Source organism: Agathobaculum desmolans ATCC 43058, assembly GCF_000701665.1.
Classification (GTDB): domain Bacteria; phylum Bacillota; class Clostridia; order Oscillospirales; family Butyricicoccaceae; genus Agathobaculum; species Agathobaculum desmolans.
Window position 1 is genome coordinate 1 of record NZ_JNJN01000008.1, and the last position, 11,606, is coordinate 11,606.

Genomic DNA, 11,606 nt, shown 5'->3' on the forward strand with positions numbered 1-11,606 from the left:
CAACCAAACCCCCTTTGATTTATTCGTAGGTGAAAATGAAAAGAAACTGCTGAAGCTTCTAGACCTTTCTCCAATTGCCCCAGACGAGGTCTACCTGAAACCAGCGCTTCTCAAAACAAAACCTAACTAACCAACATCATTGCCGGTGGAGCAGTCCAATTATAGAGCTGCTCAGGCGAGGGTTGCATTTTCTTTTTCAAGAAAATAGCCGTCGTCCGGTTGTCATGCGCAAATTTCAGTAAATTCCAGCAGTTTCGTCCCTATTATACCTTGTCTGGGACTGAATTTCCACTGCTTTTATGAAGTATGATCCATTAATTCGGACTCACTGGCTTTTAGTTATTCACTCAAAGCTGGAACAAGGGGAAAATGGTATAATAACCGCATACAACTTTCCCGCTGGCGGCATTTAGCGGCTGATAGGGGATGGAGAATATGTGCCGTTGTGGCATCATCATACGGACGGTATCCAAGAAAAAAGAACGGAGCGAAAAAATGAGGGAACAAAAACAGGCGCTGCTGCGTCAATTATACATGCCTGCAGTGTTGTGCACTGCATTATGGGGGAGCGCTGCCCCCTGCGTGAAAAAAGGATATGCGTTGTTTGCCATTGCAGCGGGGGATTCGTTTTCCCAGTTGGTGTTTGCGGGATGGCGGTTTACACTGGCGGGGCTGCTGGTGCTGCTTGTCGCCAAAGGGATGGGGCACCGCATTGTGCCGGTGCGCAGCGAATGGAAGCCGATCCTGTGGATCAGCCTGTTTCAGAGCATGCTCCAGTATGTGTGCTATTATATCGGGCTGTCCGCTACAACAGGCACCAAGGGATCGGTGCTGTCCGGCACGCAGACCTTTTTCGCGTTGCTGTTTGCCCATCTTTTTTTGGCTAATGACAAGCTCAACCGCCGCAAAACACTCGGTTGCCTGTGCGGCTTTGCCGGGGTTCTGGTACTGGGGCTGGGTGGCCTGCATGGCTTTCAGCTGCGGGGGGACGGACTGGTCCTGCTCTCGGCTGCTTCCGCAGGTGCGGGCGCGTTGGTTTCGCGCATTTTCACACCGGGACGGGATCCCATGCTGCTGACCGGCTGGCAGCTGCTGCTGGGCGGCTTGCTGCTGGGTGGTATCGGTGCAGCAGGCGGCGGACGGTTGGGCGCAGTCTCGCTGCCGGGTGCGCTGCTGCTGGCCTATATGGTGATGCTGTCCGCGGCGGCCTTTACGATTTGGACCGCGCTGCTCGGGCGCTTTCCGGTGGGCAAGGTCACGCTGTTCGGATTTTTGATCCCGGTATTCGGCACGCTGTTTTCCGCGCTGGTGCTGGGCGAACAGATTTTTACCCTGCGCAATCTGGCGGCGCTGGCGCTGGTCAGCGGTGGAATTGCGGTGGCCAACTACGTGAATGAGGGTAAAAGCAGCGCAAAGCAGGCATAATAAAGAAAAAAGGAAAGTCAATCATGGTATTTAGTTCAGCGGTCTTTTTATTTGTTTTTCTGCCCGCGGTGTTTTTGCTCGACCGGCTGCTGCCGGGCATTCGGGCGAAAAATGCGCTGCTTCTCATCGCCAGCCTGATCTTTTATGCGTTCGGGCAGCCGGTGTATCTGCCGCTGCTGCTGTTATCCGTGCTGCTCAATTACGTGTGCGGACGGATGGCGGCGGGTAAGCACGCCCGTCTTGGCGTGGCGCTGGCGGTCATCGGCGGCATCGGTATGCTGGCCGTGTTCAAGTATGCGGATTTTCTGATCGGTTCACTGAACAGTGCATTCGGGCTGGCGCTGCCGCTGACCGGCATTGCGCTGCCGATCGGCATTTCGTTCTTTACCTTTCAGGGCTTGTCGTATGTGATCGACGTATATCGTGACCGCACGGTCGTTTCTCGGTCATTTGTTAAGGTTTTGCTGTATATTGCGTATTTCCCCCAGTTGATTGCGGGGCCGATCGTCAAGTATCACGATATCGAAAAGGAGATCGACAACCGCCGCACCACCCCGCAGGAGACTGCACACGGCATCCGCCGCTTTATTTGCGGCCTGTCGAAAAAGCTGCTGCTTTCCAATGCGATGGGGCGGATGGCGGATGCGGTATTTACCCTGCCGGCCGGGGAGATCGGGATGTTTGCTGCATGGATGGGCGCGATCTGCTATACGCTGCAAATTTACTTCGATTTTTCCGGTTATAGCGATATGGCGATTGGCATGGGACGCATGTTCGGTTTTCATTTTCAGGAGAATTTCAATTATCCCTATACGGCAACCACTATCAAGGAATTTTGGCGGCGGTGGCACATCTCGCTTTCCACTTGGTTCCGCGATTACCTGTATGTGCCGCTGGGCGGCAACCGGAAGGGACGCGGCCGCACATGGGTCAATCGTTTCCTCGTGTTTTTCGCCACCGGCCTATGGCATGGTGCAAGCTGGAATTTTGTGCTGTGGGGCCTGTGGCACGGCACATTCTCTGTGCTGGAGGACAGCGGCGTGCTGCCGGTGCAGCGCTTGCGCGGGCGGCTGGCGGGACGGATCTATACGCTGCTGGTGGTCGTGCTGGGCTTTACCCTGTTCCGTGCGGATACACTGGCGCAGGCGGGTGCAATGTTTTCCGCCATGTTCACGGGCGTTGGTTTGAACTGGGCCGGTACGGCAGCGGTCTGCGCCTTGCTCACCCCTTCTTTTCTGCTTTGTCTGCTGGTATCGCTGCTGCTCAGCGCACCGGTGGCAAAACGCTTGGAGCCGAAGCGGGAGTGGATAACGCTCGCGGGGTCGCTGGTGCTGCTCGTCCTGTGCATGCTGGATCTGTCGGCAGGCACGTTCAATCCGTTTATCTATTTCCGATTCTAAGGAGACTGTGATGAAATACCGCATTTTTACCGCGGCCTTTGTGCTGCTTTGCCTGATCCCGTCCGTGGGGATGCTGTGCCTGCCGCCGACCAAAGCGGCGGCAAATGAGCAGCTTGCGCCTGTGCCGCAGCTGCAAACGCCGGATGGAAGCTGGAATCCCGCAGTGCTGGAGGAAGCGACCGACTATATCGCCGATCACTTTGCCCTGCGGCAGGAGATGGTAACGCTGAACGCTGCGCTGCATACCGGCCTGCTGGCTACCTCTCCCGCGGAGAAGGTGATCTGCGGCACGGATGGATGGCTGTATTATACGGAAACGTTGGCAGACTACCAGCACAAGCCGGTGCTGACAGAGGAACAGGCGCGTGAAACCGCGGCCTTGCTGGCGGAGATGCAGGCGTATTGTGAAGCGCGCGGCGCACGGTTTTTGTTTACCATCGCACCCAACAAAAATTCGCTGTATCCGGAGCATATGCCGGGTCGCTATCTGCAGGCGGAGATGCCGAACCATTATGCCATGCTGCGTCCTTATCTGGAGGAGTACGGCGTGCATTATGCCGACCTGTTTACCTTTCTATCCGCGCAGGATGAAACGCTGTACCTGAAAACTGATTCGCACTGGTCCAACCGCGGCGCAGCGCTGGCGCATGATTTTTTGATGCAGCAGCTGGAACTGCCGCACACGGCATTTGCACAGGCGCCGTATACAACGGCAAATACACACCGCGGCGATCTGTACGAGATGCTTTATCCCGCCGGGAAGGCGCTCGAAGCGCAGCAGCAGTATCAGACGACTTTTTCGTATGTGCGGGAGCCGCGCACAGCGGAGGATATCCTGATCGAAACCACCAAGGCAGATGCACCGAACGGACGGCTGCTGCTGTGCCGCGATTCGTTTGGCAATGCGCTGCATCCGTTTCTGGCGGAGGATTTCCGCGAAACGGTCATCACCCGTCAGATGCCCTACCCGTTGGAGCAGGTGCAGGAAGGGGATACGGTGATCATAGAGATCGTAGAAAGAAATTTGCCGAATTTATTAAAATATGCGCAGAAATAAGGGAACAAAGACGGAGCGCTTTCCGTCTAACCCTGCAAAGACTGAAATAGAAACAGGGAGGATAACCGATATGATGAAAAAATGTACCGCGCTGATGCTGGCGCTTGTGCTGTGCGGCAGCCTGGCAGCATGCGGCGGCAATGCAGAGCAGCAGCCGGAAAAAGATCCGTCCGAGGAAAATCAGACGGTCGAGCCGGTGACGCCTGAGGAGAAACCGGAAGAGAACAAGCCGGAGGCGCAGAATACCGGCAGTACGACCGATCAGCCCACGGCTGATACCGGCAGCAAGCCGAGTGCGGACCAGCCGGCTTCGTCCAAGCCGAGCAGCAGCCAGTCCAGCTCGTCCAAGCCGAGCACGAATCAGTCCACTTCGTCCAAACCGGCTCCTAAGCCGGAGGCAAAGCCCGAACCCAAGCCGGAACCCAAACCCGAGCCCAAGCCGGAGCCGAAACCCGAACCGGCCGGCCCGACGGCGGGACAGGCCTCGGCTTACATCGGCGGCTCGGCTTCTGCCATGGAGGGTGCGATCGGTTCTCCGCTTTCCAAGAGCTATGCACCGAGCTGCATGGGAGAAGGCGAGGACGGCGTTTGGTCGTATAACGGCTTTACAGTTTATACCTTCCGCGGTACGAATGGCTCCGAGACGGTAGAAGCTGTACAGTAACAGTATCATAAAAGCGCCAAAGCAAAGCTTTGGCGCTTCAGCTTGTCGAAAAAGTCTTTGCGCGAGCCGCGCGCATCAAATAGAAAATGGCAGCAAGCTGCAATTTTCATAAAAACCCGCGACATGTGCGTGGGTTTTTATACAAGACGACGGAGAATTGTGCCCAAAGGGCGCGATTTGCAGTCGCAAATTCGATCGAAAGCGTGGTTTCGATCGAGAGACTGTTCGAAAAACGCAGTTTTTCGACAGTCTCAAAAGCGCCAAAGCAAAGCTTTGGCGCTTTTGTTTTGATTATAAGATGACGCGGCGCGGCTTGGCGGCAATGGCGCGAACCGGCCGGCAGGGCACGCCGACGGCAAGCATACCGGCGGGAATATCATGCGTAACAACACTGCCGGCGCCGATCACGGCATTGTCGCCGATGGTCACGCCCGGCAAGACCTGCACCCCCATGCCGATCCATACATTGCTGCCCACGGTGATCGGTTTGGCATATTCCAATCCGGCATTGCGCTGGGCAGGATCGAGCGGATGACCGGCGGTGGAAAAACAGCAGTTCGGGCCGATGAATACATGATCGCCGAAGGTGACTGCCGCCCCGTCGAGGATCACCAGATTGTGATTGGCGAAAAAGCCCCGTCCGATGCGGATATTGCTGCCGTAGTCCACATAAAACGGTGGTTCGATCACCGCATCCTCCCCGCAGGCGGCCAGCAGAGTGTGCAGCAGCGTCCGGCGCTCGTGTGGCTGTGTGCTGCGGGTCAGGTTATAGTCCAGACAGAGATCCTTGGCACGTCCGCGCGCGGCGATCAATTCGGGATCGAAATTGGCGTCATACAGCAGCCCGGCGGCTGCTTTTTCTTGTTCTGTCATAAGAGCACTCCTTAATTTTGGTGGCGAACCAGTTCATAGTCATCGCCGGAGCGATAGTAGGGGCAGGATTTGCCGCTTTGCAGCAGGCGGAAAAATTCATCCTCATCCAGATAGGCTTCGCACACATATTCATCCAGTTCATCATCGTATGCGTTGTAGGCGCAGTCCTCGCAGCGTCCGGTCACAGTGGTCACCTCGTTTTGCTTGATGCAACAAGCATAGCATATTTACGGAAAAAGTTCAAACGGATGCTTTCCATTTCAGGTGCACTGTGCTATGATAAAATGGAAAATTATGAAACAGGAGTGTGACCGCTATGAAGCTGTACACTTATCAGGGGCAGGACGGCGCAGAACATCTGGGCGTTGGCTTATCCGAACGGCCCGGACTGCTGTGGCCGGTCGAACAGTTTGGATGGTCCTTTGCGGATATGAACAATTTGATCGATCAGATGACCGCGGCGGAACGTGTTGCCTTGCAGCAGGCCGTGCAGACGGCAGCGGAGGAAGACGCGCTGCCGCTCGACCGTGTGCGTCTGCGTGCCCCCATTCCGCGCCCGCGGCAGGATCTGCTGTGTCTCGGCATCAATTATGCTGCACATGCGGTCGAATCCGCGCGTTTTCATGAGGATGCCTTTCTGGTTGGGCGGCAAAAGGCGACTTACTTTGGCAAGCGGGTCAGTGAAGCCACCGGAACCGGCGACCCGATCCCGTGGTATGAGGGGCTGGTGGACAGCTTGGATTATGAGGTCGAGCTGGGTGTGATCATCGGCAGGGACTGCAAAAATGTACCGGCGGAACAGGCCGGGGACTATGTGTTCGGATATACTGTGATCAACGATGTTTCCGCCCGCAATTTGCAGACCGCGCATAACCAGTGGTACTTTGGCAAATCGCTGGACGGCTATACGCCAATGGGGCCATGCATCGTTACAGCGGATGAATTCGCATTTCCGCCGGTGTGCACGGTGCGTTCCACGGTTAATGGCGAAAAACGGCAGGAGAGCAGCACGGATCTGCTGCTGCACTCCATTCCGGAGATTATTGCGGAGTTGTCCCGCGGGATGACGCTGCGCGCGGGCACAGTGATCGCGACCGGTACGCCGGCCGGTGCGGGAATGGGCTTTACGCCGCCGAAGTTCCTGCAGCCCGGCGATGTGGTGGTATGTGAGATCGATGGCATCGGTGCGCTGACCAATCCGGTCGGCCGGTAAGGGGGAACCGCTGTGGACAAGCCCAAACAGATGATCGTCGTGCGGCGTGATTTGAAGATGCGCAAGGGAAAAATCGCAGCGCAGGCCGGGCATGCCTGTGTCAATGCGGTGCTGGCCGCACTGGTGCAGGAGGGACGGCTTGGTCAGGTGCAGGCCGCCGGGACGGAGATCACGCTGTGTCCGTCCGACAGGCCGGCAACACCGCTCAGTGAATGGTTTGCACGGGGCACTGCGAAAGTGTGCGTATATGTGGATTCTGAAGAGGCGCTGCTTGCAGTCGACCGGCAGGTGCGGGAAGCCGGGCTGCTGTCCGCGCTGATCTGCGACAACGGCCTGACCGAATTCCATGGACAGCCGACCTACACCTGTCTGGCAACCGCACCGGCGCTGCCCGGGCAGATCGATCCCATCACGGGGGCGCTGCCGCTGCTGTAAGACGTTGGGATGTTTGCGCGGCGCGGGCAGCCGTGCTATAATGAATACAGGATATGCCGTCCGTGCGTTCTCGTGCGGTATCATCAAAAATAAAGGAGGGATCCATCCATGGATCAGCAGCTTTTCAACAACAGTCAGATCCTTTCATGGCTGCAATATTACGCGGAGCATACGCAGATCGATCTGCAAAAGGTCAAAATACTGGATATTACACGGAAGAATAAAAATCTGATCCCAACGGTGGAATCCCACGATGCGGTGCTGGTGTTTACCGAAGCCGGACACGCGGATATTTTTTACCGGATGTGGAACGCCGGTCTGGGCAGCTGCGATGTGTGGTACAACGACGGCTCAGACCCGTCCGGGCCGATCCGGCATGATAAATTGTGCGATATGATCAACCGTGGGATCAATGCTTCGGCAGCAATGCTGGTGCTCAATCCCAATGCGCGTTCGACCTATAAGATCGGGATGGAGAATGCGAACTTTTCGCGCGGGTCGATCCATTATGTCGGCAGCGAGATCCGGGCGGTCATTCTGAACAAAATGCATATGGCGCAGGATGACGTGGTATGTGTGGTTTCGGGCGAATCCATTGCGGTGGAAGCCGCGCTGATCGCAGGCGAAGGTACGGTCATCGCGGTGGAATATAACCAAAATGACCGCCGCACGCTGGAAGAGAATATTGAGCAGTTCGGCTTGAACAATATTTCGATCATTGACCATGTGGATGACCGAACCATGCAGGGGCTGCCGGCTCCGTCGCTGGCGTTCCTCGTGGCTTCGGCCAGCATGGAGCAGGAGATCGAATGCCTGCTGCGCTGCAATCCGCACATGGAGTTTGTGGTGTATACGCTGGACTTCCGCTGCGCCGCTTCGCTGCCGGAAATTTTTGCACGCTACGGCATCGGAGAGACCGAGGTGATCCAGATCTCAGTGTCCAAGCTGAGCCAGAAGCATACTTTTGAGGCGGAGCCGGCGCCGTGGCTGATCACCGGCCGGGCATAAAAAACGCACGGCGTCCGCCCGGCAAAAACAGTTGTTTTTGTGAGAAATGACGATTGACAGCGCGTTAACTCTTTATTATAATGAAGCAAAGAAATAAATCATCCCAAAGATGATGAGGGAGACAGTAGGTTTCGAACCGACCGCCGTAGCGAGCCGGGGCATGGTGTAAGCCCGGCGCCAGTAGGACGTTGCCGAAGATCACTCCGGAGTTGCAGCCCGAACCCTGCGGGAAGTAGGTGCTGACGGTTTTCCCCGTTACAGGAAGCGCGTATAACAGTATGCAGTAACGGGTGGTAGAACGAGGGTTTTACAGAGCTTTCGTCCTTTTACGGGACGAAAGCTCTTTTTATTTTCGCATCCGGCATGGCAAACGGGTAAAGATATGGAACAGGGAGGAAGCAGTATGAACAATATGGTGGAGATCCGCTGGCATGGGCGCGGCGGACAGGGCGCAAAAACCGCCTGCCTGCTGCTGGCGGACGCAGCATTTGCATCCGGCAAATATGTGCAGGGCTTTCCGGAATACGGCCCCGAGCGCATGGGTGCGCCAATCACGGCCTATAACCGCATTTCGGATGAACGGTGCACCATTCATTCCAATATTTATGAGCCGGATTATGTTGTTGTGGTTGATGAAACGCTGCTGCAGTCGGTCGATGTGACGCACGGCTTAAGCCCCAAGGGCGCCATTGTTATCAACACACATAAAACGCCGGATGAGGTGCGCCCGCTGCTGCGCGGCTATGAGGGGCGCGTGTACACGATCGACGCACGCGCGATCTCCGAGCGTACGCTCGGCAAATATTTTCCCAATACGCCGATGCTGGCGGCAATCGTTAAGGTAAGCGGTGTGCTCGATCCGTGGCGGTTCATATCCGATATGGAGGCATCCTTCCGGCACAAGTTTGCCACCAAACCGCAGGTGATCGAAGGGAATATGGAGTGCCTGACCCAGTCTTTGAAAGAGGTGCGCGGATAATGGCAAAATGTGCAAAGGATATTCATGAGCAGTCCCCGTGGCAGGATCTGACCCTGGGGGGAGAGGTTTACGAGGGCGGCACCGCCCGCCTGACCATGACGGGCGAGTGGCGTGCCAACATTCCGGTATGGCATGAGGATAAATGCAAGCAGTGCCTGCTGTGCGCGCCGTTCTGCCCAGATTCGTCCATCCCGGTTTGCGACGGCAAGCGGGCAGATTTTGACTTTGATCACTGCAAGGGCTGCGGCATCTGCTGGAAGGTGTGTCCCTTCGGCGCGATCGATTTTGTGAAGGAGGAAAAGTGATGAGCATCCGAGAACGGCTTTCGGGCAACGAAGCGGTGGCCTATGCCATGCGGCAGATCAATCCGGACGTGTTCGCGGCTTTCCCGATCACGCCTTCAACAGAAATACCGCAGTATTTTGCGCAGTACGTTGCCAACGGGCAGGTGGATACCGAATATGTTACGGTTGAGTCCGAGCATTCCTCCATGTCCACCTGCATCGGCGCGGAGGCGACCGGCTGCCGTGCGGTTACCGCGACCTCGTCCTGCGGTTTGGCATTTATGTATGAACTGTTGTATGTGGCGGCTTCTTCGCGTCTGCCGGTCACGCTGGCCTGTGTCAACCGTGCCCTGACCGGCCCAATCAATATCAACAATGACCATTCGGACTCCATGGGTGCGCGCGATACGGGCTGGATCCAGCTGTATGCGGAGAATAATCAGGAAGCGTATGACAATTACCTGCAGGCCATGCGCATTGCGGAAACGCCCGATGTGCGCCTGCCGATCATGGTATGTCAGGATGGCTTTATCACGTCACACGCGGTCGAGAATATCCTGATTGAGGAGGATGAGGCTGTCAAAGCGTTTGTGGGCGAATACCACCCCGAGCATGCGCTGCTGGGGCGGGAAACGCCGCTTGCAGTCGGCCCGTACGACATTTCGCCTTACTATATGGAGCATAAGGTGCAGCAGGCCGAGGCCATGAAAAACGCCAAGCGTGCGGTGCTGGATGTGGCAGCGGACTTTGAAAAGACCTTTGGCCGCAAATACGGATTTTTTGAGGAATACTGCATGGAGGATGCCGAGGTCGCGCTTGTGCTGATCGGTTCGACAGCCGGCACGGCAAAGGCGTGCATCGATCAGCTGCGTGCGGCAGGCCGCAAGGTCGGCCTGATTAAGATCCGTGTATTCCGCCCGTTCCCGGGTGAGGAACTGGCGCAGGCTCTTTCGCACGTCAAGGCTGTGGCTGTTATGGATAAGAGCGAAGGGTTTTCTGCTTGCGGCGGCCCGCTGTATGCGGAAACCTGTGCCGCCTGTTACGATCTGCCCGAGCGGCCGGTGCTGGTCAATATTGTTTACGGTCTGGGCGGACGCGATGTGGCAACCGAGGATATTGCCCGTGTGTACGATCATCTGTTCCTGCTGACCCGCAACGGCGGTCAGGGGCCGAAATATATCCACATGGGACAGCGCAGCAGCGAAGCGGAGGTGCTTTGACATGGCCTATAATCACAAAAAGGAATTGAGCAAACCCGAGCGCTTTGTCGGCGGACACCGCTTATGCGCGGGCTGCGGCGCGGGATTGGTGTGCCGCGGCATGCTGCGCGCACTGGATGAGGGTGATAAAGCGGTGGTATGCAACGCAACATCCTGCCTGGAGGTCTCGTCCTTCCTTTATCCCTATACGGCGTGGGAGGATTCCTACATCCACTCGGCATTCGAAAATGCAGCGGCGACCTGCGGCGGTGTGGAAGCAGCCTATAACGTGCTCAAGCGCCGGGGCAAGCTGGATGACACTTATAAATTCCTTGCGATCGGCGGCGACGGCGGTACATACGATATCGGCTTCCAGTCCCTGTCCGGCGCGATGGAACGCGGGCACGATATGGTATATTTCTGCTACGACAATGAGGCGTATATGAATACCGGTATCCAGCGCTCGTCCTCCACGCCGCGGTTTGCCACCGCAACGACAACACCGGTCGGATCGGTTTCCGCGGGCAAAAAGCAGAATAAAAAGGATCTGACCGAGATTATGGCGGCGCATCATATCCCTTATGTGGCGCAAACCACCTTCCTCGGGAATTTCAAGGATTTTCATGAAAAGGCGCATCGCGCGATCTATACCGAAGGGGCGGCGTTTGTCAATGTGATGTCTCCCTGCCCGCGCGGCTGGCAGTATTCCCCTGAATTGCTGCCGGAGATCTGCAAGATGGCGGTGGAAACCTGTGTATGGCCGCTGTATGAGGTCATCGATGGCAAGTGGCATTTGAGCTACATGCCGCGGAAAAAACTGCCGGTGACTGAGTTTATGAAATTGCAGGGACGGTTTAAGCATTGCTTCAAGCCCGGCAATGAATGGACGCTGGAAGCCGCACAGCAGTATGTGGATGAAAAGTGGGAACAACTGCTGGAACACTGCGGACAGCGTGCCTGATACAGCGGAGCGGCCATATGAAAAGGCTGCCGAAAAAGTATTTTGTCGATGGGTGCCCACAATACGCGCGGCAGCGCGCATAAAACAGTATTTGCAGCGCAAATGCAT

General features: G+C 56.4%; 13 protein-coding genes. 11 read left to right on the plus strand and 2 right to left on the minus strand.

The window, feature by feature from the left end:
* Positions 1–495: 495 nt before the first annotated feature.
* The 4 genes from T363_RS0103535 to T363_RS16430 all read left to right on the plus strand — a co-directional run bounded on the left by T363_RS0103535 (position 496) and on the right by T363_RS16430 (position 4,546).
* Positions 496–1,425, plus strand: a complete 930-nt coding sequence (locus T363_RS0103535) for a DMT family transporter (protein ID WP_034971569.1) — start codon at positions 496–498, stop codon at positions 1,423–1,425.
* A gap of 23 nt (positions 1,426–1,448) precedes the next feature.
* Positions 1,449–2,825 carry an MBOAT family O-acyltransferase gene (locus tag T363_RS0103540; RefSeq protein WP_031473306.1) on the plus strand — a complete coding sequence of 459 codons (1,377 nt, stop codon included), beginning with the start codon at positions 1,449–1,451 and terminating at the stop codon, positions 2,823–2,825.
* A 10-nt stretch (positions 2,826–2,835) separates the two neighbouring features.
* Positions 2,836–3,882, plus strand: a complete 1,047-nt coding sequence (locus T363_RS0103545) for an alginate O-acetyltransferase AlgX-related protein (protein ID WP_031473308.1) — start codon at positions 2,836–2,838, stop codon at positions 3,880–3,882.
* Between the two features lie 70 nt (positions 3,883–3,952).
* Entirely contained in the window at positions 3,953–4,546 is a 594-nt protein-coding gene (locus T363_RS16430; protein WP_031473310.1) for a hypothetical protein, read from the plus strand.
* Between the two features lie 291 nt (positions 4,547–4,837).
* Here T363_RS16430 and T363_RS0103555 read toward each other — a convergent pair whose 3' ends face one another.
* Positions 4,838–5,419: a sugar O-acetyltransferase gene (locus T363_RS0103555; protein ID WP_031473312.1), complete on the minus strand. Its 582-nt coding sequence runs from the start codon at positions 5,417–5,419 to the stop codon at positions 4,838–4,840.
* An 11-nt stretch (positions 5,420–5,430) separates the two neighbouring features.
* On the minus strand, positions 5,431–5,604 hold the full coding sequence (locus T363_RS16335; protein WP_169737574.1) for a DUF6472 family protein: 174 nt from the start codon (positions 5,602–5,604) through the stop codon (positions 5,431–5,433).
* Positions 5,605–5,735: 131 nt separating this feature from the next.
* On the opposite strand from T363_RS16335, the gene T363_RS0103565 reads away from it, so the two are divergent.
* From T363_RS0103565 to T363_RS0103595, 7 genes are all read left to right on the plus strand, one after another.
* Entirely contained in the window at positions 5,736–6,632 is an 897-nt protein-coding gene (locus T363_RS0103565; protein ID WP_031473314.1) for a fumarylacetoacetate hydrolase family protein, read from the plus strand.
* A 12-nt stretch (positions 6,633–6,644) separates the two neighbouring features.
* Positions 6,645–7,067, plus strand: coding sequence for an aminoacyl-tRNA hydrolase (locus tag T363_RS0103570; protein WP_034971547.1), 423 nt, complete (start codon positions 6,645–6,647; stop codon positions 7,065–7,067).
* Between the two features lie 108 nt (positions 7,068–7,175).
* Positions 7,176–8,075 carry a precorrin-6B methylase gene (locus T363_RS0103575; protein WP_031473318.1) on the plus strand — a complete coding sequence of 300 codons (900 nt, stop codon included), beginning with the start codon at positions 7,176–7,178 and terminating at the stop codon, positions 8,073–8,075.
* Between the two features lie 403 nt (positions 8,076–8,478).
* On the plus strand, positions 8,479–9,054 hold the full coding sequence (locus T363_RS0103580) for a 2-oxoacid:acceptor oxidoreductase family protein (protein ID WP_031473320.1): 576 nt from the start codon (positions 8,479–8,481) through the stop codon (positions 9,052–9,054).
* Positions 9,054–9,359, plus strand: coding sequence for a 4Fe-4S binding protein (locus T363_RS0103585; RefSeq protein WP_031473322.1), 306 nt, complete (start codon positions 9,054–9,056; stop codon positions 9,357–9,359). Before T363_RS0103580 ends, T363_RS0103585 begins: the two co-directional genes overlap by 1 nt.
* Positions 9,359–10,558: a pyruvate ferredoxin oxidoreductase gene (gene porA, locus T363_RS0103590; protein WP_031473324.1), complete on the plus strand. Its 1,200-nt coding sequence runs from the start codon at positions 9,359–9,361 to the stop codon at positions 10,556–10,558. Before T363_RS0103585 ends, porA begins: the two co-directional genes overlap by 1 nt.
* A 1-nt stretch (position 10,559) precedes the next feature.
* Positions 10,560–11,498 carry a thiamine pyrophosphate-dependent enzyme gene (locus T363_RS0103595; protein ID WP_031473326.1) on the plus strand — a complete coding sequence of 313 codons (939 nt, stop codon included), beginning with the start codon at positions 10,560–10,562 and terminating at the stop codon, positions 11,496–11,498.
* Positions 11,499–11,606: the final 108 nt, after the last annotated feature.